The sequence below is a fragment of the Marinobacter mobilis genome, assembly GCF_900106945.1.
Lineage (GTDB): Bacteria > Pseudomonadota > Gammaproteobacteria > Pseudomonadales > Oleiphilaceae > Marinobacter > Marinobacter mobilis.
Map to the genome: position 1 here is coordinate 23,149 of NZ_FNNE01000011.1, position 19,683 is coordinate 42,831.

The following is a 19,683-nucleotide window of genomic DNA, read 5'->3' on the forward strand; positions in this document are numbered from 1 at the left end:
CGTATAGCAGGTAACCATGACTGTCATTGCATCGGATCGCCGCACATTGGTCGTAGGGCTCGGTAAAACCGGGCTTTCCTGCGTGCGCTACCTGTGTGCGCAAGGCCGCGAGCTGGCGGTGGCCGACAGTCGTCAGTCTCCGCCGGGAATCGATGAGCTCCGCGCGGAGTTTCCGGATATCCCGCTGTACCTCGGCGAATTCGATGCCAGTGTTTTCGCCTCATTTAACGAGCTGATTGTCAGCCCCGGGATTGCCGTTGCCGAACCCGCCATCCAGGCGGCTATTGAACATGGTGCCCGGATTCGTGGCGACATTGACCTGTTCAGTGAAGCGGCCGAAGCCCCAATTGTGGCCATTACCGGCTCCAACGGTAAAACCACCGTTACGACGTTGTTGGGGGAGATGGCCAAGGCTGCCGGGCTCAATGTTGCAGTGGGTGGCAACATTGGGACTCCGGCGCTGGAGTTGCTGGATTCCGGGGTCGAGCTGTACGTGCTTGAACTGTCCAGCTTCCAGCTCGAAACCACCGAAGAGTTGGGTGCACTGGCCGCTACAGTCTTGAACGTGAGCGACGATCACATGGATCGTTATGCGTCCCGAATGGACTATTTCATGGCCAAGCAGCGGATCTATCGCGGCTGCAAGAACGCCATTGTGAATCTGGACGACGCTCTGAGTACGCCTATGGTGCACGACTCAGTGCAATTCCTGTGTTTTGGTTTTCATCGGGTCAATCCGGATACCTTCAGTACCCGTGATGACAGCGAGGGCACCTGGATCACCTTCGGTTTTGACAACCTCGTGCGGGTGGATTCGCTCCGCCTGCTTGGTCGTCACAACATCAGTAACGTGATGGCTGCTCTGGCCCTGGGCCAAGCCGCAGGCTTGCCAATGGCCGTCATGCTGGACGTCGCCCGTAATTTCCAGGGTTTGCCCCATCGCTGCGAATTTATCCGCGAGCTGGACGGTGTGGAGTTTATCAACGATTCCAAGGGCACCAATGTGGGCGCCACGGTGGCGGCGATTGAGAGCCTGGCACCGGCCAAAGGGAAAATTGTGCTAATCGCAGGTGGCGATGGTAAGGGGGCGGACTTTGAACCGCTGGCGTCGCCGGTGGCGGACTATTGCCGCGGTGTCGTACTGATGGGCGCGGACGCCGAGCAGATTCAGCTGGCGGTCGGTGACCGGATTGCGGTATCCAGAGCCGGTTCTCTGGCCGATGCCGTCCAGCAAGCCAAAGCGTTGGCGCAAAGTGGCGACCGGGTGTTGCTGTCTCCGGCCTGCGCGAGTTTTGACATGTTCCGGGACTACCTTGACCGTGGGGACCAGTTCCGTCAGCAGGTGGAGGCATTGTAATGGACGCGACAATGCCGATGATGTCCCGATCCGGGATACTGACCCGTATCCAGCCGCTGCATTGCCTGATTCTCAGTGCATCGGCGTTACTGGTATTGGGTGTGATCATGATTTCTTCGGCGTCCATGGACATGGCTGCCGAAACGCTGGGTAACAGTTATCACTATATAGCGCGTCAGCTCATTTTTGCCGCCATCGGTTGTGGCCTTGCCCTGGGGGCGGTCAATGTGCCGCTGGCCTGGTGGGAACGCAGTGGATGGCTGTTGCTTGGTGTGGGTCTATTGGTACTGGTACTGGTGTTGACGCCGGTGGGGCGCACAGTGAACGGCTCAACCCGCTGGATCCCCTTTGGCCTGTTCAATATCCAGGTTTCTGAAATTGCGAAGTTGTGCCTGATTGCTTACCTGGCGGGCTATGTGGTTCGCCGTCGCGAAGAGCTGGTTCATACCTGGATCGGTTTTATGCGTCCGGTGGCGGTGCTGGCAGTTGCTTCCGTACTGCTGGTGATTGAGCCTGATTTCGGGGCCACCGTGGTGTTGATGACGGCCTCACTGGGCATGATTTTTCTCAGTGGCGTGAAATTGAGCCGGTTCTTGCCGCTGATCGCGATCTGCGTGGTCATGGGCGTGGTGCTGGTGGTGACCCAGCCCTACCGGTTAAAGCGGGTGGTCAGCTATCTGGATCCATGGAAAGACCAGTTCGACACCGGTTACCAGCTTACCCAGTCGTTGATTGCTTTCGGGCGCGGGGAATGGGTTGGTGTTGGCCTGGGGAATTCGATCCAGAAGTTGTTCTACCTGCCCGAGGCCCACACGGACTTTATTTTTGCCATTGTGGCAGAAGAGTTCGGGCTTCTCGGTTCGCTGTTGGTCCTGGGGCTGTTTGTCACCCTGGTGGTGTCGGGCTTTGTCATCGCCCGCCGGGCGGAAAAGGCCGGGATGGACTTCGCCAGCTGTTTCGCTTACGGCATCACATTGATCATTGGCTTGCAGGCGACCATCAATATCGGGGTCAACACCGGCCTGCTGCCAACCAAGGGGCTGACCTTGCCGCTGATGAGTTACGGCGGGTCCAGCCTGTTGGTGATGTGTATCTGTATTGGCGTGCTGATCAGAGTTGAGATGGAGCGTATTGATCAACAGGAAAACCCCGAAACCGGGTCCAAGGCCGGAGTGAGAGGAGGTGCGTCCTATGACGACTAAGCGCTTCCTGATCATGGCCGGTGGAACCGGTGGCCACGTGTTTCCGGCCCTGGCGACCGCAAGAGCCCTGCAGGCCCGCGGCCATGAGGTGCATTGGCTGGGCTCGCAGGGCGGCATGGAAGAGCGGCTGATCAACGATACCGGAATCGCGATGTCGCTGATTGCAATCACCGGATTGCGAGGCAAGGGCCGGCTGGCGCTTCTGGCTGCGCCCTTCCGGCTGATGCGTGCGTTGTTGCAGGCTCTTGCTGTGGTTCGTCAGCAAAAGCCGGACTGTGTGATTGGCATGGGTGGATTTGTGACTGGCCCAGGGGGGCTGGCGGCCTGGCTGACCAGGACGCCGCTGGTTATCCACGAACAGAATGCCGTGGCCGGGATGACCAATCGAATTCTTGCCCGGTTTGCCAGTACGGTCCTGGAGGCTTTCCCAGGCAGCTTCGGCAACGGCCGGGTGACCCGTTGTACCGGTAATCCGGTACGTCAGGATCTGACGGCGATTGCCGAGCCTGAAGTCCGGCTGGCTGGCCGTCAGGGGCCGGTTCGGGTGTTGGTGGTCGGCGGTAGCCTGGGAGCTCAGGCGATCAACCAGAAAATGCCAGAAGCGCTGGCGCTGCTGCCGGAGGAACAACGCCCGGTGGTTCGTCACCAGAGTGGCGAAAAGAATCTCGAAATGGCCCGGCAGGCGTATCAGGATGCCGGTGTAGAGGCGAGTGTAGAGCCATTTATCAAGGATATGGCGGCAGCCTACGAATGGGCCGACCTGGTGTTATGCCGGGCTGGCGCATTGACCATTTCTGAACTGTGTGTCGCGGGGGTTGGCGCCATCCTGGTGCCGTTTCCCCATGCGGTGGATGATCATCAGACCCGTAATGCCCAGCAAATGGTGAAGGCCAAAGCAGGCATTCTCATTCCTCAGCATCTTCTGACCGCTGAGTCCCTGGCGACCACACTGGCGGACCTGTGTGGCGACCGGGAGCGGGTCACGAACATGGCCGTCGAGGCCCGGGCACTGGCCCGTCCCGACGCAACGGAGAGAGTCGTGAACTATTGTCTGGAGGCAGCCAATGCCTGATCTGACCCAACCCCCCCTGGTTTACCAGGTGCCGGAAATGCGCAGAATCCGTCGTATCCACTTTGTGGGTATTGGCGGTGCCGGCATGTGCGGCATTGCTGAAGTTCTGAAAAACCAGGGCTACGATGTCTCGGGTTCAGATATTCGCCGTGGGGCGGTAACCGATCGCCTGGAATCTCTGGGGGTGAAGGTTTTCATTGGCCACGCCGAAGAAAACAGCGCTGATGCCGATGTCGTGGTGGTATCGACGGCCGTCGCGGGTGACAACCCTGAGGTGACTGCTGCACGAAGCCGCCGGGTACCGATTGTTCCGCGGGCGGAAATGCTGGCCGAGATCATGCGCTACCGCCACGGTATCGCCGTGGCCGGTACCCATGGCAAGACGACCACCACCAGCCTGATTGCTTCCATTCTCGGTGAGGCGAAGCTGGACCCGACGTTTGTTATTGGCGGCAAGCTCAACAGCGCTGGTACCAATGCCCAGCTCGGCGGTTCCCGCTACCTGGTCGCTGAAGCGGATGAAAGCGACGCCTCGTTCCTGCACCTGACCCCGGTTATCTCGGTGGTCACCAACATCGAAGCCGACCACATGGACACCTACGGTGGCGATGTGGAGAAGTTGAAACAGACGTTTGTGGATTTCCTCCACAACCTGCCGTTCTACGGTATCGCTGTCATGTGCATTGATGACGATTATGTGCAGGAAATCCTGCCTCGCATCTCTCGCGCCATCATTACTTACGGTATCGATAACCCCGAAGCGGACTATCGTGCGGAACAGATCGTCAGCGATGGACTGGTCACCCACTTTGTTGCCAAGCGCCCGGGCGGGCGTCCGGACCTCCAGGTCCAGCTGCGCATGCCCGGTCGTCACAACGTGCTGAATGCCCTGGCCGCAATTGCGGTTGCCACCGATGAAGGCGTGGATGATGCCGCCATCTGTGCGGGACTGGCCGGCTTTGCCGGTGTGGGCCGTCGGTTCCAGGTTTACGGTGATTTCGTCACCGCCGTGGGCACGGTCACTCTGGTCGACGATTACGGTCATCATCCCACGGAAGTCGCGGCGGTCATCAAGGCTGCACGTCAGGCGTATCCGGGCCGGCGACTGGTCATGCTGTATCAGCCGCATCGTTATACCCGTACCCGGGACCTGTACGAAGACTTTGTCCGGGTGCTGTCGGAAGTGGACGGGCTGTTGCTGATGGAAGTTTACTCTGCGGGCGAAGTGCCGGTGCCTGGCGCCGATGGCCGGGCTTTGTGTCGCAGTATCCGCCAGCGGGGCAAGGTTGAGCCTCTGTTTGTAGAGAAGAACGAAGAAATCGAACATCTGCTGACGACCACCCTGCAGGATGGTGACCTGCTGATCACTCAGGGTGCCGGAGATATTGGTGGTGTGGCCAGCCGCCTTGCCGCTGCAGGGGTAATTGCAAGTGAGTGAGATGAAAGAACCGATTTACCGCGTGGATACCGCGACCCGAGACGCACTTGGGCGAGTGGCCGTATTTATGGGGGGCGACTCCGCTGAACGAGCGGTGTCCCTCAACAGCGGTGCCGCGGTCGTGAGTGCTTTGCAGTCTGCGGGTGTGGATGCGTTTGCCATCGATGTCACGGGCTGTCTGCTCAAGACTGTGGAAAACCCCGACTTTGACCGGGTGTTTATCGCCCTTCACGGACGTGGCGGAGAAGACGGTACCTTGCAGGCCATTCTGGCGCAGGCGGGTATCCCCTATACCGGCAGTGAAGTACTGGCATCCGCATTGGCCATGGACAAATTGCGCAGCAAGTATGTATTTGCGGGCTGCAACCTGCCAACGCCGCGGTTTCGGGCTATGGCCTCCGCTGCGGAGGCCGATGATGTGTTGGCGGCGCTGACGGCTCCGCTCAGCGTAAAGCCCTCCCGGGAAGGGTCCAGCATTGGTATCCGTAAGGTAACGACCCGTGATGAGCTGATCGAGGCCTATGAAGCGGCAAGCCGTCATGATTCGCTGGTGCTGGTGGAAGAATGGATTGAAGGTCCGGAATTTACCGTCAGCGTACTTCAGGGACGGGCGTTGCCGGCCATTGGGCTGAGTACCGATCATGAGTTCTACGACTACGACGCCAAGTATCTCGCGAACGATACCCAGTACCGGATCCCCTGCGGATTGTCGCCGGACCAGGAGTTGGCGTTGCAGCACCTGGCGGTGGACGCGTTCCAGGTGATTGGCTGCCGCAGCTGGGGGCGGGTAGATGTGATGCAGGATCGGGATGGTCAGTTCTGGCTGCTGGAGGTCAACACCTCGCCGGGGATGACCGATCACAGTCTGGTACCAATGGCGGCACGTGCTGCGGGCATCAGTTTCGAGGAACTGGTGGTCAGGATACTAGAAGATACCTTGGGAGAGAGCCGTGCTTGATCGGGTAATGGTGCGTGGGCGCGCCGTTCCCCCCGAGCCACCGAGGCGGCGGGGGGCAACCTCGCTGGAACCGGACGGTGACGGTTTCAATCCCTTGAGGGAACTTTTCGCTGCCGTTCCCTGGTTACAGGTTGGGCTGGGCGCTGTGGTGGTGGTGTTAGCCGCCATGGTGCCTTGGGGTGCCAGTGAAGTGCTGACGACGCTGGACCGGCAGATCATGGCGATTGATGTTCGTGGAGAGCTGGTCGGCGAAAGCCAGATTGAGCTGGAGCGCCAGGTCGGACAATGGGTCGGCCGGAGTTTCTTTGCCACTGACCTGGCTGAGGTCAAGCAGGCGCTGGAACAGCGGCCATGGGTGCAGAGCGCGGCGGTTCGCAGGGTCTGGCCTGATCGACTGGTGGTCGATATCCGCGAGAAAAAACCGTTGGCGTACTGGAATCAGGATCAGCTGGTCAGTCGTTCCGGGCAATTGTTTCAGCCCGGAAATCGCGAGGTTGCCGGTCGTTTGCCGCTGTTGGCGGGGCCCGATGAGCGGGTCAGCGATGTCATTGCCATGGCGCGGACGATGGCTGAAACACTGGCGGAGAAGGGGGTGGGTTTTGCCGGCCTGACCCTGGAGCCGCGCGGCGCCTGGACCCTGTTGCTGGCTAACGGCATCGAGGTGTCTCTTGGTCGCGACCTGGTCGAACTTCGGTTTGAGCGTTTTATGGCGGTGTACCAGGAGCAGTTGGCACCGCGGGCGGATGAAGTGCAACGAATTGATGCGCGTTACACCAATGGTGTGGCGGTTCAGTGGAAGCCACTGGATGAATCATCGGGCAATAAATCATAGAGCATTTATCAGAACCACGAGTTGGTGAATTACATGTCATCGGTTGATACGGAAAACATGATTGTTGGCCTCGATATCGGAACCTCCAAGGTGGTTGCGATTGTCGGTAAGCGCAAGCTGGACGGAACGATTGAGGTGGTCGGGATCGGTTCACACGCGTCCCGCGGGCTCAAGCGGGGTGTGGTGGTCAATATCGAGACCACTGTGCAGGCGATCCAGCGCGCAGTGGAAGAGGCTGAGCTGATGGCTGGCTGCCGGATTCATTCGGTGTACGCCGGAATTGCCGGGAGCCACATCAAGAGTCTGAACTCCCACGGCATTGTCGCTATTCGCGATCGTGAAGTGACCCAGGCAGATATTGATCGGGTGATTGATGCAGCCCAGGCGGTGGCCATTCCGGCCGACCAGAAGGTGCTGCATATCCTGCCCCAGGAGTTTGTCATTGATAACCAGGAGGGGATCAAAGAGCCGATGGGCATGTCCGGGGTGCGCCTGGAAGCCAAGGTTCACCTGGTCACCTGTGCGGTCAACGCGGCTCAGAACATCGAGAAGTGTGTACGCCGCTGTGGCCTGGACGTAGACGACATCATCCTGGAGCAGCTGGCGTCCAGCTATGCGGTGCTCACTGATGATGAAAAAGAGCTTGGTGTGTGCATGGTGGATGTCGGTGGCGGCACCACGGATATTGCGGTCTTCACCGGTGGCGCCATCCGCCATACCGCGGTGATTCCGATCGCCGGGGATCAGGTAACCAACGACATTGCGATGGCGTTGCGGACGCCGACCCAGAACGCCGAAGAGCTGAAGATCAAATACGCCTGTGCGCTGACTCAGCTGGCTGGTGCGGACGAAACCATTAAGGTCCCGAGTGTCGGCGACCGCGCCCCAAGGGATTTGTCTCGTCAGGCGCTCGCCGAGGTAGTAGAGCCTCGATACGAAGAACTGTTCACGCTGGTCCAGTCGGAACTGCGTCGGTCCGGATTCGAAGAACTGATTCCGGCCGGCATCGTGATCACCGGCGGTTCCTCCACGATGGAAGGGGTGGTGGAACTGGCTGAGGAAATCTTCCACATGCCTGTACGTCTGGCTTGTCCCCAGGCGGTCGCGGGTATGACGGAGGTGGTCAATAACCCGATCTATGCAACCGGTGTCGGGCTGTTGATCTATGGCTTCCGCCAGATGGATCTGGGGGGAGAGCCTGCGGTCAAGAGCGAGGAACAGACCTCGCTGGTTGATCGCATGAAGAGCTGGTTTACCGGGAACTTCTAGGTGGACCAGTGGTGAGTCCGGCCTTTTGTGCCGGATTGCGAAGGTATCTCGAAAACGAAACGTAAAAAACGGCCGGCAACAGGCTGAAAACTGCACGAAGGAGTAGGGGAATGTTTGAACTAGTCGATAATGTCCAGCAAAACGCTGTGATCAAGGTAATTGGTGTTGGCGGCGGCGGTGGTAACGCGGTTCGTCACATGCTTAACAGTGATATCGAAGGTGTTGAATTCGTCTGTGCAAACACGGATGCCCAGGCATTGACCGACCTGGATTCCCGTCAGATTATCCAGTTGGGTGGCAACATCACCAAGGGGCTGGGGGCGGGGGCCAATCCGGAAGTGGGCCGCCAGTCAGCACTGGAAGACCGGGACCGTATTGCCGAAGTGATCAAAGGCGCCGATATGGTGTTCATCACCGCTGGCATGGGTGGTGGTACCGGAACCGGTGCTGCGCCGATTGTCGCAGAAGTTGCCCGTGAAATGGGTGTGCTGACCGTGGCGGTTGTTACCAAGCCGTTTATCTTTGAAGGCGGCAAGCGGATGAGTGTTGCCGAGTCGGGGCTCAAGGATCTGGAAGAGAGCGTTGACTCGCTGATTACAATTCCGAACGAAAAACTGCTGGCGGTCATGGGTAAAAAGACTAGTCTACTCGACGCTTTTGCCGCCGCGAACGATGTCCTTCTGGGTGCCGTACAGGGTATCGCCGACCTGATTACCCGAAACGGTATGATCAACGTCGACTTTGCGGACGTGAAGACGGTCATGTCGGAAATGGGTATGGCCATGATGGGTACGGCCCGGGCGTCCGGTGAAAACCGTGCTCAGGAAGCCGCCGAAGCAGCCATTCGCAGCCCGCTGCTCGAAGACATCAACCTTCAGGGCGCCAAGGGTATCCTGGTCAACATTACTGCTGGCATGGATCTCAACCTCGGTGAGTTCTCTGAAGTCGGTGATATTGTCCGTGAGTTCGCTTCTGACTCCGCAACCGTTGTTGTCGGTACCGTCATCGATCCTGAAATGACCGATGAACTGAAAGTTACCGTGGTCGCAACCGGTCTCGGTGGCGATCGTGACAAGCCGACAAAGGTGGTGGACAACACCCGCACACTGGATGGTACTACGGACTACAATCAGCTGGACCGTCCTGCAGTGCTGCGTCGTCGTGCGGTGTCAAATGGCAATGTTGCTCTCGATCAGAGCAAGGAAAGTGAGGAACAAAGCGTGGACTATCTCGATATTCCCGCATTCCTCCGTCGCCAGGCTGACTGATAGTCTGGCGAAACATGCGTTGCTGTCTGCCAGGTGTGGGCGCGAGGGCCAACACCTATGAGTGGCTGCTGATGTAATATAGGCAACCATAATGACCATCCCGTAACGCCGGGCTGGTTAAATGGTATTCAGTTACGTTCTTTGATATTCTTCGGCCAGTTTTTTCCCGAAGATATCGACTTATTGTTACGGGTATATGTACCGATGATCAGACAACGGACCCTTAAAAACACCATTCGTGCGACGGGTGTTGGCCTGCATTCGGGTGAGAAAGTGTATCTTACCCTGAAGCCTGCTCCTGTGGACTCTGGCATTGTTTTCCGGCGGACGGACCTGGATCCGGCCGTTGAAATCAAGGCCTGTGCAGAAAATGTCGGTGAAACCATGCTGTCGACGACGCTGGTAAAAAACGGTGTTCGTGTAGCAACGGTTGAGCACCTGCTCTCAGCCATGGCTGGTCTGGGCATCGACAACTGCTATGTGGAACTGAGCGCGGCGGAAGTGCCTATTATGGACGGCAGTGCCGGTCCATTTGTATTTCTGCTTCAGTCCGCGGGTATCGCGGAGCAGGACTCTGCCAAGCGATTCATCCGGATCAAGCGGGAAGTCACGGTAGAAGATGGCGACAAGAAGGCTACCTTCCTGCCGTTTGAAGGCTTCAAAGTGAGTTTCGGCATTGATTTCGATCACCCGGTCTTCAAGGGACGGGCCCAGACGGCTTCTGTGGATTTCTCCAGCACCTCCTTCGTGAAGGAAGTCAGCCGTGCACGGACCTTTGGTTTCATGCGCGACATCGAGAAGTTGCGTGCCATGAACCTGGCCCTGGGTGGTAGCGTTGATAACGCCATTGTTGTGGATGATTACAAGATCCTCAATGAAGACGGTCTGCGCTACGACGATGAATTTGTGAAGCACAAAGTGCTTGATGCCATCGGTGACCTGTACCTGTTGGGGAATAGCCTGATTGGTGAATTCCGCGGTGTTAAGTCAGGTCATGACCTGAATAACAAGCTGCTCCGTAAGCTGCGGGCGGAAACGGATGCTTGGGAAGTGGTTACGTTTGATGACGAGTCCACGGCACCAATCTCCTATCTGAAGCCTGTGTTGGCGGTTCAGGGGTAAGGGTCAGGACGACCTAGCCTCGAGTGTGGCTTGCGAGTTTTTCGAGAATCTCGCGCAGTTTTTTATCCTTCGTGTGCCCGGCTTCCTCTTGGAGGAGTCGGGCATTTTCGTTACTGAGCAGAGGCATGGACCGTGGCCGCGCCGCAGAAAAGCGTGGCGGAGCGACTTTGACGGTGAGCTTCCAGACAAAACGGAACAGTTCATCCTCACGTATGCGGGCCATGATGTCATGCTGGCGGTAACGCAGTTGCGTAGCGACTGATGCGGTTTCAGTGCTCAGAATCAGCTCGCCGTCGTGGCAGCTGACAAAGCGGGTGCCCGGCTGCAGTTGTTCCGGCAGGGCCTTCAGTACCCGGGTTTCGGCCTGGCGATGCCATTCCGCTTTTTGCAGCAGATCGTTGAGTGTCGGAGAGCGGCCGCCGCTATCCGGGGTCAATCCGAGGCTGGCTTTTTTCTTCATGGAATCGTTGTATACTCTATGGCGACAGTTACGTTAGGTTACACTTCGGTACGTATCTTCAGTAGGTCCTGTATTACACTCGTTTTACATTGAATGTTAAGGGTGTGTCTACGGTGCTACTGGACCTTGTTAATTCCAAAGCGCAGTTGTTGTCATCACGTGATGCACCTCGATGTTGGTAGCTGAGGTACATACTGCCTGTGATTGAGTAGTCGGGGAAGGACTCCCCGTAATCTGGGACCGGAAGCCCGGCAGTTTCAGTAATACGACAGGGCGCTGACGACAAGGACGACGATGGCGGCTCCTGTATGAACCCAGATAATGGCATGAATATTATTATTGTTGGAAAGCGACATGGCCAATCCCGTGTCGTTCCGGTCAGTCTGCCCGTGGCACTGCTGATTTTCGCATGTATCCTTGGCATTGCGGCAAGCGCGGCCTGGCTTGGCTATCGGCTTGCAAGCGGTCAGCCCGAGACCTCAACCGTTCGGGTCTCTGGCCCGGTCGTGGAGCAATGGCAGTCCCGTCTCGACACCCAGCGTGAGGAGCTCGAAGCGTTGCGCACGCTGTCTGGACAGCAGGTTGATGCGCTCACCCTGAGGCTTGGCGAGATGCAGGGGCGATTGCTGCGTCTGGATGCCATGGGGCAGCGACTGGTTGAATCCGGTCTGGTTGCCAGTGAGGAGTTTGACTTCGACCAGCCCGCTGCGGTGGGTGGGCCGGAAGACGGTCTGGTTGGCGAATCGTTTCAGGCGCCCGAGCTTGAGCAGATGATTGGTCAGCTGGAGCGTCGGATTGAGGATCGGGAGCAGCAGCTGAATCTTCTGGATACCCTGATCTCTCACAAGCGTCTCGAGGACGAGCGTTTTGTTGCGGGTCGACCGATAACCTGGGGTTGGTTGTCGTCCCGTTATGGCTACCGTTCCGATCCGTTTACCGGTCGGCGGGCGTGGCACGCCGGTGTGGACCTGGCCGGCAAGGATGGCAGCGATATCATAGCGGTTGCAGCCGGGGTCGTGACCTACGCCGGTGAGCGAAGCGGTTATGGCAATCTGGTGGAAGTGGATCATGGCGATGGTCTGGTGACTCGCTACGGTCACTGCAAGACCATCAGCGTGCAGGTCGGAGATGTGGTCCAGAAAGGCCAGACCGTGGCCCTCATGGGCAGTACCGGTCGTTCTACCGGGCCTCATGTGCATTTCGAAGTGTTGCGTGACGGTAAGTCCGAAAACCCCGAGCACTATATTCAGCGCGCCAGCCGTTAACGGCTGGCCCTTTCCCCGATTCCTTCCCCTGTCCAGAGCAGTTCTGTGCCCGCTGCCTTTTTTCCTTTCGCAAAATAAGGTTAGAATGCCCGCTTCCTCCGTTTAATCAAAGAAGCAGTGTTTTATGTTCAGAAAACTTGCAACGAAGATGTTCGGCAGTAAAAACGCCAGAGAGATCAAAAGAATGCGCAAGGAAGTCATGCGCATCAATGAGCTTGAAGAGGCGCTGGGTGGGTTGTCCGACACCGAATTGCAAGGGAAAACGGTTGAGTACCGCCGCCGCGTTGAGGAAGGCGAATCCCTCGATGCATTGCTTCCGGAAGCCTTTGCCACGGTTCGTGAGGCCAGCCGCCGTTGCATGGGCATGCGCCACTACGACGTTCAGTTGATTGGTGGTATTACCCTCCATGAGGGCCGGATTTCCGAGATGAAGACCGGTGAAGGTAAAACTCTGGTTGCGACCAGCGCGGTTTACCTCAATGCCCTCAGCGGCAAAGGCGTTCATGTCGTCACCGTGAACGACTACCTGGCCCGGCGGGATGCCGAATGGATGGGTAAGCTCTACAACTTCCTCGGGCTGCAGGTTGGGGTGATTGTCGCCGGTCAGTCGCCGGAGGAAAAGCGGGCTGCGTACCAGGCTGACATAACCTACGGTACCAACAACGAATTCGGTTTCGATTACCTGCGGGACAACATGGCATTCAGTGCTGCCGACAAAATGCAGCGCGGCCTGAACTTTGCGATTGTCGATGAGGTGGACTCGATCCTGATCGATGAGGCGCGGACACCACTGATTATTTCCGGTGCCGCCGAAGACAGCTCACGGCTGTATCAGGCGGTCAACGCCATGGTGCCGAATCTGGTTCGCGGAGAGCCGCAGGAAGACGGCGAGCCGGAAGGCGATTTCGTCATAGACGAGAAGTCCCGCCAGGTAGAGCTCACAGAAGCCGGTCACGAAAAGGTTGAAGAACTGCTGCTTGCGGCTGACTTGCTGAAAGAGGGCGAAAGCCTATACTCGGCTACCAACCTGAGTCTGTTGCATCACGTTCACTCTGCCCTGCGGGCGCATCACCTCTTCCAGAAGGACGTTGATTACATCGTTCAGGGTGGTCAGGTCGTCATCGTTGACGAACATACCGGCCGTACCATGCCGGGGCGTCGCTGGAGTGAAGGGCTGCACCAGGCGGTCGAAGCCAAGGAAGGGGTCAAGATTCAGGCCGAAAGCCAGACCCTGGCTTCAACCACCTTCCAGAACTATTTCCGCCTCTATGACAAGCTTGCCGGCATGACCGGTACGGCTGATACTGAGGCCTTCGAATTCCGCCAGATCTACGGCCTTGATGTGGTCGTCATTCCGCCAAACCGGCCGATTCAGCGTATTGATTATAACGATCTGGTTTACCTGACTCAGGAAGAGAAGTTCCACGCCATCATTGACGAGGTCAAGGATGTGATGGCGGAGGGCCGCCCGATCCTGGTCGGTACTGCCTCCATTGAAGCCTCCGAGCTGCTGTCGATGTTGCTCAAGAAGGCCCGCATTGAGCACAAGATCCTCAACGCCAAGCAGCACGAGAGTGAAGCCCATATCATCGCTCAGGCCGGACGTCCTGGCGCGGTTACCATTGCGACCAACATGGCTGGCCGGGGTACGGATATCGTACTTGGCGGTAACTGGGAGTTTGAGGTCGCTGAACTCGAGAATCCAAGTGAGGAAGAGGTTGCCAAGATCAAGGCGGCCTGGACTGAACGTCATGGTCAGGTGCTTGAAGCCGGCGGCCTGCATATCATTGGCACCGAGCGTCATGAATCCCGCCGCATTGATAACCAGTTGCGGGGACGTGCCGGTCGTCAGGGCGACCCTGGTTCCTCTCGTTTCTTCCTGTCCCTCGAAGACAACCTGATGCGGATTTTTGCCCCGGACCGGGTCAAGAGCCTGATGCAGGCTATGGGAATGAAGAAGGGCGAGGCCATCGAGCATCGGATGGTGACCAACGCTATCGAAAAATCACAGCGCAAGGTCGAAGGCCGCAACTTCGATATGCGGAAAACGCTGCTTGAGTACGATGATGTCGCCAATGATCAGCGTACCGTGATCTACGAGCAGCGGAACGAAGTGATGGCGTCGGAAGATGTATCCGACATGGTAGCCAGCATCCGCGAAGACGTGGTTGATTCGCTGGTGAGTGAATTTATTCCGCCTCAGAGCATGCCTGAACAATGGGATGTGGCCGGTCTCGAAGCGCAACTGCAGTCGGAGATGGCGGTTGAACTGCCCGTTCAGAAGTGGCTGGACGAAGACAGCAAGCTCTACGAAGAAAGCCTGCGTCAGAAGATTCTCGATGAGATTGTGACGGTTTACGCCGGCAAAGAGAGCATTGTGGGTGCAGAGTCCATGCGCCGCTTCGAAAAGCAGGTCTTCCTGCAGGTGATGGATACACTTTGGAAGGAACATCTGTCCAATATGGATCACCTGCGCCGGGGTATTCACCTGCGGGGTTATGCGCAGAAGAATCCTAAACAGGAATACAAGCGTGAAGCGTTTAACCTGTTTGAATCCATGCTGGATGCCATGAAGCGGGATGTCACCCGAGTGCTGTGCCACGTCAAGGTGCAGAGCCGGGAGGAGATGGAAGAGGTTGAACGTCGCCGCAAGGAAGCTCTGGAGCGGGAGCTGGCTTCTGCGCGGATGCGTCATGACGAGGGTGGGGCTGCCCAGAAGGCGGCACCGGGACCGGAGGGTGAGTCCTCAGCGGCGCCGGGAACGCCGGATACCTTTGTCCGCCAGGAGCGAAAAGTGGGACGAAATGAGCCCTGTCCCTGCGGGTCTGGCAAGAAATACAAGCAGTGTCACGGTAAAGTCAGCTGATCAAATCGTGAGGATCATGGCCCGCATCCTGAGTTTCCTCGGGTTGCGGGTTTTTCGTTTATGGCCGGTAAGGCGGCTGCAAGCAGGAACAGGAGAACCAAGATGGCGGTAGGGCCAGGAACGTTACCGGAGTTTTTCCCCGTGGCAGGGGTTCGTCTCGGTATTGCCAGTGCGGGCATCAAAAAGCCAGGGCGAAAGGATCTGGTGGTGTTTGAGCTGGCGGAAGGTAGCCGTGTGGCGGGTATATTTACCACCAACCAGTTCTGTGCAGCGCCGGTCACGGTGGCGCGGCAGCATCTGGCGGAAGCTGCCCCGCGCTACCTCCTGATCAATACCGGTAACGCCAATGCCGGTACCGGCGAGCAGGGCCTGAACGATGCTCTGCGTTGCTGTTCTGCGCTGTCAGGTGAGGTTGGCGTGGCCGCCGCTGAGGTCTTGCCGTTTTCCACCGGTGTGATCGGTGAAAGCCTGCCCGTCGATAAGCTGGTTGCGGCGATGCCAGCGGCTCTGGCGGATCTGTCCGCAGGAAACTGGGCGCAGGCGGCTGCCGGGATCATGACCACCGATACCCGCCCCAAGGGAGCCTCGCGGCAGGTGAAGGTCGGCGATCAGGTCATCGCTATTTCCGGAATCAGCAAAGGTGCCGGGATGATCCGTCCGAACATGGCCACCATGCTCGGTTTCGTGGCGACGGACGCCAATATCGAGCCGGGGTTGCTGCAGACGCTTGTCGCTGAGCTGGGAGACCAGTCGTTCAACCGGATCACCATCGATAGCGACACCTCGACTAACGATGCCTGCATGCTGGTGGCCACCGGTCAGAACGGAGGCGAGCTCATCACCACAGACAGCCCCTGTCTGCCGCCGTTCAGGGCTGCACTGGCGGACGTGTTTATGGAACTCGCCCACGCGATTGTTCGCGACGGTGAAGGGGCGACCAAGTTTGTGACCCTCGATGTCAGCGAAGCCGCCAGCCAGGACGAGGCGCTGGCGGTGGCTTACACCGTTGCCCATTCGCCCCTGGTGAAGACCGCGCTTTACGCCTCGGACCCTAACTGGGGGCGTATCCTTGCGGCGGTTGGCCGGGCCGGCGTTGAGGGCATGGATCTGAACGCCATTGAAATCTGGCTTGGTGACGTTTGCCTGGTTCGCAATGGGGGGCGGGCGGATGACTACAGTGAGGAGCGCGGCCAGGCCGTGATGGATCGGGAAGAAATCACCATTGGCATCAGCCTGAAGCGGGGGGCTGTTCGCGAGCGGGTATGGACCTGTGATTTCTCTCACGATTACGTGACCATCAATGCCGAGTATCGGACCTGAGTCATGAAAGAAGTGCATGTTGCGGTTGCTGTCATCGTCCGTGGTAGCCGGGTATTGATTGCCCGGCGCCCGGATCACGTTCACCAGGGTGGGCTGCTGGAGTTTCCCGGTGGCAAGGTCGAGCCCGGAGAAACCGTGCAGGCAGCGCTGGTCCGGGAGATCGATGAGGAAACGGGGCTGCGGGTGCCCCCCGAGTCACTGAGCCCGGTCATTGCGATTCGCCATGACTATGGCGACAAGCGGGTGTTGCTGGACGTGTGGCGGACCTCAGCGGTTGAGGGCGAGCCGGTCGGCCGGGAGGGGCAGCCCGTTGACTGGATGGCGGTGGACACATTGCAGGATGAGGATTTTCCTGCGGCCAACAGACCCATTATCCGGGCTCTCAAGCTGCCGCCGTACCTGGCGATCTCCGGTGTTTTCGGCAATCTGGTCGACGGGCTTCGTCACCTTGAGGGCCAGTTGGAGCAGCAGCGTCCCGGAATGGTTATTCTGAGGGCGCCCTGGCTGGGGGATTCCGATTACCGCGAACTGGCCCTGAGCGCTCGTAATCTCTGTCGTGAAATGGGCGTGTCGCTGATCCTTCATGGTGGTGTGCAGCGTCTGGAGCCGGTGGCGGCGGATGGGATTCATTTGTCCTGGGCCGAGGCCAGCCAACTGACGTGCAGGCCTGTTCCGGAAGGCGTCTGGCTGGGTGTTTCCTGCCACAATGCGGAAGAGCTCGCCCATGCGGTCGCCCTCGGGGCCGACTATGCCACCCTGGGGCCGGTTCAGGCCACCAGCTCCCATCCTGATGCTGATCCGATTGGCTGGTCCCGTTTTCAGGCCTTGGCAGCACAAGCGTCGATACCGCTGTATGCTCTTGGGGGTATGGCCACGGACGATATCGCAGTGGCCCAGCAGTGCGGTGGCCAGGGGTGTGCGGGTATCAGTAGCTGGTGGTGAGTTCAGCATCTGGTATGCTGGGAGAATGACAAGCAAGGCTAATTTTTCAGGAGCGCAGGAACGAGTGAGCAAACTGACCCATCTCGATGACAAGGGTGCCGCCAGGATGGTGGATGTAACCGCGAAGGCGGTTACCGAGCGGGAAGCAACCGCGGAAGCGTTGATCCGCATGGCCCCGGAAACCCTGGCAATGATTATTGATGGCGCGCATCCGAAGGGCGACGTGCTGGCCGTGGCCCGCATTGCCGGAATCATGGCGGCAAAGAAAACCCATGAACTCATCCCGCTCTGCCATGCGCTCAACCTGACGTCGGTCAAGGTGGAGCTGACGCCTCAGTCTGACCCCGCCGCGGTGCATATTGAGGCCACCTGCAAACTGGCTGCGACAACCGGTGTGGAGATGGAAGCGCTCACAGCCGCCAGTGTCGCGGCCCTGACCCTCTACGATATGTGCAAGGCCGTTGACCGGGGGATGGTGGTAGAGCAGGTCCGGTTGCTTGAAAAGAAGGGTGGCCGCAGTGGCCACTGGCAGGCGGAATCCTGACAGGACATTGACCATGGCAACTGCAGCACCGCTTATCGATAACTTTGGCCGCCAGGTGACCTATGTCAGGCTGTCGGTAACGGATCGCTGTGATTTTCGGTGTGTCTACTGCATGGCGGAAGAGATGACATTTCTGCCCAAGGCCCAGGTGCTGTCCCTTGAGGAGTTGCTGATTGTTGCGCGCAACCTGGTGGCCTGCGGTGTGCGCAAGATCCGCCTCACCGGTGGCGAGCCCCTGGTGCGACCCGGCATCGTTGGTCTGGCGCGCCAGATCAGGGCGTTGCCCGGGCTGGATGAGCTGTGTATGACCACCAATGGCGGTCGTTTGCAGGACCTGGCCGCCCCGCTCAGGGAGGCGGGAGTTGACCGTCTCAATATCAGCCTCGACAGCCTGGACGAGGGCCGCTTTCACGATCTCACCCGCACCGGCCGGCTAGGTCGGGTGCTGGCGGGTATTCAGGCGGCCCGGGATGCGGGCTTTGAGCATACCAAGCTGAATGCGGTCATACTCAAGGGGCGCAACGACGATGAGATATTGCCGCTGGTCCGTTTTGCTCTGAAGCGGGGGCTGGACCTGACCTTTATCGAGGAAATGCCGTTGGGGCAGATATCGGATCACGACCGTGCCGAAGCGTACATGTCGAGTGACGAGGTCAGGGCGCGGATCCGGCAGGAATTTTCGCTGGAAGCTGTGGCCGATGAAACCGGCGGACCATCCCGCTATTACCGTATTCCCGGCGAGCAGGTTCGCATTGGCTTTATTTCTCCCCATAGCCATAACTTCTGTGGAGACTGTAACCGGGTGCGGGTAACCACCGAGGGGCGGTTACTGCTGTGCCTCGGTAACGAGCATTCTGTTGACCTGCGGGCGGCCATTCGCGAGGGCGACCCGTCCGCGGCTGAGGTGGACGCCAGAGTTCGTCAACTGCTCCATGATGCCATGGCGATCAAGCCGGAGCGTCACCACTTCGATCTCAAGGATGAGCCACAAATCCTTCGTTTCATGAACGCAACGGGTGGCTGACGTCACGTAGATTGGGGCCATTCCCTGCTGAAGGGATTGTACTACTACGCCAATTCCCGCCCTTCTGCTAAAATGCGCGACCTACTGAAATTGACCACGAGGATTCGCTGTGGCTGTTCGCTATGTTCAGACCTGCCGGTTGCCGACACCCTTTGGTGTTTTCGATATGCACGGTTTCGAGGAACCCGACACCGGGAAGGAGCATGTTGCTCTGACTCTGGGGGAGCTGGACAGTGATGAGCCGATGCTGGCGCGCACCCATTCGGAATGCCTGACTGGCGACGCGTTGTACAGTATGCGGTGTGACTGTGGTTATCAGCTTGAAGAGGCGCTTCGCAGCATTGCCCGGGAAGGTCGGGGGATTCTTTTGTACCTGCGCCAGGAAGGTCGCGGTATTGGTCTGCTGAACAAGATTCGCGCCTACCACTTGCAGGATCAGGGTGCTGACACCGTGGAAGCCAATGAAAAGCTGGGCTTTGCGGCAGATCTGCGGGACTACAGCATGTGTCGCGACATGCTTTCCCACCTGGGTATCTCCAGCCTGAAGCTGATGACCAACAACCCTCGTAAAGTTGCCGCACTGCAATCCTACGGCATCGATATTGTTGAGCGGGTTCCCCTGCACGTTGGCCGAAATCCGCACAATGAAGGCTACCTCAACACCAAGCAGAGCAAGCTGGGGCATTGGCTCGAAACCCATCAGGACGACGATCCGGCCTGATCTCAGCAGGCTGCGCCTGCAGG

17 protein-coding genes are annotated in these 19,683 nt (G+C 58.5%); 16 read left to right on the top strand and 1 reads right to left on the bottom strand.

Annotation, left to right across the window (positions count from 1 at the left end; genetic code table 11):
* Positions 1-16 precede the first annotated feature (16 nt).
* The 9 genes from murD to lpxC all read left to right on the top strand — a co-directional run bounded on the left by murD (position 17) and on the right by lpxC (position 10,518).
* On the top strand, positions 17-1,357 hold the full coding sequence (gene murD, locus BLV11_RS16045) for a UDP-N-acetylmuramoyl-L-alanine--D-glutamate ligase (RefSeq protein ID WP_091816668.1): 1,341 nt from the start codon (positions 17-19) through the stop codon (positions 1,355-1,357).
* Positions 1,357-2,559: a putative lipid II flippase FtsW gene (gene ftsW / locus BLV11_RS16050; RefSeq protein ID WP_091816671.1), complete on the top strand. Its 1,203-nt coding sequence runs from the start codon at positions 1,357-1,359 to the stop codon at positions 2,557-2,559. The genes murD and ftsW overlap by 1 nt, the downstream gene beginning before the upstream one ends.
* Positions 2,549-3,631 (top strand): undecaprenyldiphospho-muramoylpentapeptide beta-N-acetylglucosaminyltransferase, encoded by a 1,083-nt coding sequence (gene murG / locus BLV11_RS16055; RefSeq protein ID WP_091816675.1) that lies wholly within the window; start codon positions 2,549-2,551, stop codon positions 3,629-3,631. The genes ftsW and murG overlap by 11 nt, the downstream gene beginning before the upstream one ends.
* Positions 3,624-5,069, top strand: a complete 1,446-nt coding sequence (gene murC, locus BLV11_RS16060; RefSeq protein ID WP_091816679.1) for a UDP-N-acetylmuramate--L-alanine ligase — start codon at positions 3,624-3,626, stop codon at positions 5,067-5,069. The genes murG and murC overlap by 8 nt, the downstream gene beginning before the upstream one ends.
* A 1-nt stretch (position 5,070) precedes the next feature.
* Complete coding sequence (locus BLV11_RS16065; RefSeq protein WP_091816684.1) at positions 5,071-6,027, top strand: D-alanine--D-alanine ligase; 957 nt, start codon at positions 5,071-5,073, stop codon at positions 6,025-6,027.
* The gene (locus BLV11_RS16070) at positions 6,020-6,859 is read left to right on the top strand and encodes a cell division protein FtsQ/DivIB (RefSeq protein ID WP_091816687.1); all 840 of its coding nucleotides are present in this window, start codon (positions 6,020-6,022) and stop codon (positions 6,857-6,859) included. The genes BLV11_RS16065 and BLV11_RS16070 overlap by 8 nt, the downstream gene beginning before the upstream one ends.
* 33 nt (positions 6,860-6,892) lie before the next feature.
* On the top strand, positions 6,893-8,128 hold the full coding sequence (ftsA, locus tag BLV11_RS16075) for a cell division protein FtsA (RefSeq protein ID WP_091816689.1): 1,236 nt from the start codon (positions 6,893-6,895) through the stop codon (positions 8,126-8,128).
* A 110-nt stretch (positions 8,129-8,238) separates the two neighbouring features.
* Positions 8,239-9,396, top strand: a complete 1,158-nt coding sequence (gene ftsZ / locus BLV11_RS16080; RefSeq protein WP_091816692.1) for a cell division protein FtsZ — start codon at positions 8,239-8,241, stop codon at positions 9,394-9,396.
* Positions 9,397-9,600: 204 nt separating this feature from the next.
* Positions 9,601-10,518 carry a UDP-3-O-acyl-N-acetylglucosamine deacetylase gene (gene lpxC / locus BLV11_RS16085; RefSeq protein WP_091816695.1) on the top strand — a complete coding sequence of 306 codons (918 nt, stop codon included), beginning with the start codon at positions 9,601-9,603 and terminating at the stop codon, positions 10,516-10,518.
* A 13-nt stretch (positions 10,519-10,531) separates the two neighbouring features.
* Here the strand turns inward: lpxC and BLV11_RS16090 are convergent, their stop codons facing one another.
* Complete coding sequence (locus BLV11_RS16090) at positions 10,532-10,978, bottom strand: DUF721 domain-containing protein (RefSeq protein ID WP_091816698.1); 447 nt, start codon at positions 10,976-10,978, stop codon at positions 10,532-10,534.
* Between the two features lie 326 nt (positions 10,979-11,304).
* Between BLV11_RS16090 and BLV11_RS16095 the strand changes: the two genes are divergently transcribed.
* From BLV11_RS16095 to ribA, 7 genes are all read left to right on the top strand, one after another.
* Positions 11,305-12,243 (top strand): M23 family metallopeptidase, encoded by a 939-nt coding sequence (locus tag BLV11_RS16095; protein WP_245726055.1) that lies wholly within the window; start codon positions 11,305-11,307, stop codon positions 12,241-12,243.
* 124 nt (positions 12,244-12,367) lie between these two features.
* Positions 12,368-15,109 (top strand): preprotein translocase subunit SecA, encoded by a 2,742-nt coding sequence (gene secA, locus BLV11_RS16100; protein WP_091816705.1) that lies wholly within the window; start codon positions 12,368-12,370, stop codon positions 15,107-15,109.
* A 102-nt stretch (positions 15,110-15,211) separates the two neighbouring features.
* Positions 15,212-16,429: a bifunctional glutamate N-acetyltransferase/amino-acid acetyltransferase ArgJ gene (gene argJ / locus BLV11_RS16105; protein ID WP_091816708.1), complete on the top strand. Its 1,218-nt coding sequence runs from the start codon at positions 15,212-15,214 to the stop codon at positions 16,427-16,429.
* Positions 16,430-16,432: 3 nt separating this feature from the next.
* The gene (locus BLV11_RS16110) at positions 16,433-17,371 is read left to right on the top strand and encodes a Nudix family hydrolase (protein WP_091816712.1); all 939 of its coding nucleotides are present in this window, start codon (positions 16,433-16,435) and stop codon (positions 17,369-17,371) included.
* A 25-nt stretch (positions 17,372-17,396) separates the two neighbouring features.
* Positions 17,397-17,915: a cyclic pyranopterin monophosphate synthase MoaC gene (gene moaC / locus BLV11_RS16115; RefSeq protein WP_091816715.1), complete on the top strand. Its 519-nt coding sequence runs from the start codon at positions 17,397-17,399 to the stop codon at positions 17,913-17,915.
* A 13-nt stretch (positions 17,916-17,928) separates the two neighbouring features.
* Positions 17,929-18,939, top strand: coding sequence for a GTP 3',8-cyclase MoaA (moaA, locus tag BLV11_RS16120; protein WP_091816718.1), 1,011 nt, complete (start codon positions 17,929-17,931; stop codon positions 18,937-18,939).
* 109 nt (positions 18,940-19,048) lie between these two features.
* A complete protein-coding gene (ribA, locus tag BLV11_RS16125; RefSeq protein WP_091816721.1) occupies positions 19,049-19,660 on the top strand; it encodes a GTP cyclohydrolase II in 612 nt (203 codons plus the stop codon).
* The last annotated feature ends 23 nt before the right edge of the window (positions 19,661-19,683 follow it).

Bases quoted from the DNA above. Each gene is read 5' to 3' on its own strand.
- lpxC (WP_091816695.1), top strand. From the start codon at position 9,601: ATGATCAGACAACGGACCCTTAAAAACACCATTCGTGCGACGGGTGTT.
- ftsA (WP_091816689.1), top strand. From the start codon at position 6,893: ATGTCATCGGTTGATACGGAAAACATGATTGTTGGCCTCGATATCGGA.
- ftsW (WP_091816671.1), top strand. From the start codon at position 1,357: ATGGACGCGACAATGCCGATGATGTCCCGATCCGGGATACTGACCCGT.
- BLV11_RS16090 (WP_091816698.1), bottom strand. From the start codon at position 10,978: ATGAAGAAAAAAGCCAGCCTCGGATTGACCCCGGATAGCGGCGGCCGC.
- ftsZ (WP_091816692.1), top strand. From the start codon at position 8,239: ATGTTTGAACTAGTCGATAATGTCCAGCAAAACGCTGTGATCAAGGTA.
- BLV11_RS16065 (WP_091816684.1), top strand. From the start codon at position 5,071: ATGAAAGAACCGATTTACCGCGTGGATACCGCGACCCGAGACGCACTT.
- BLV11_RS16095 (WP_245726055.1), top strand. From the start codon at position 11,305: ATGAATATTATTATTGTTGGAAAGCGACATGGCCAATCCCGTGTCGTT.
- argJ (WP_091816708.1), top strand. From the start codon at position 15,212: ATGGCGGTAGGGCCAGGAACGTTACCGGAGTTTTTCCCCGTGGCAGGG.
- moaA (WP_091816718.1), top strand. From the start codon at position 17,929: ATGGCAACTGCAGCACCGCTTATCGATAACTTTGGCCGCCAGGTGACC.
- moaC (WP_091816715.1), top strand. From the start codon at position 17,397: ATGACAAGCAAGGCTAATTTTTCAGGAGCGCAGGAACGAGTGAGCAAA.
- murG (WP_091816675.1), top strand. From the start codon at position 2,549: ATGACGACTAAGCGCTTCCTGATCATGGCCGGTGGAACCGGTGGCCAC.
- BLV11_RS16110 (WP_091816712.1), top strand. From the start codon at position 16,433: ATGAAAGAAGTGCATGTTGCGGTTGCTGTCATCGTCCGTGGTAGCCGG.
- secA (WP_091816705.1), top strand. From the start codon at position 12,368: ATGTTCAGAAAACTTGCAACGAAGATGTTCGGCAGTAAAAACGCCAGA.
- murC (WP_091816679.1), top strand. From the start codon at position 3,624: ATGCCTGATCTGACCCAACCCCCCCTGGTTTACCAGGTGCCGGAAATG.
- murD (WP_091816668.1), top strand. From the start codon at position 17: ATGACTGTCATTGCATCGGATCGCCGCACATTGGTCGTAGGGCTCGGT.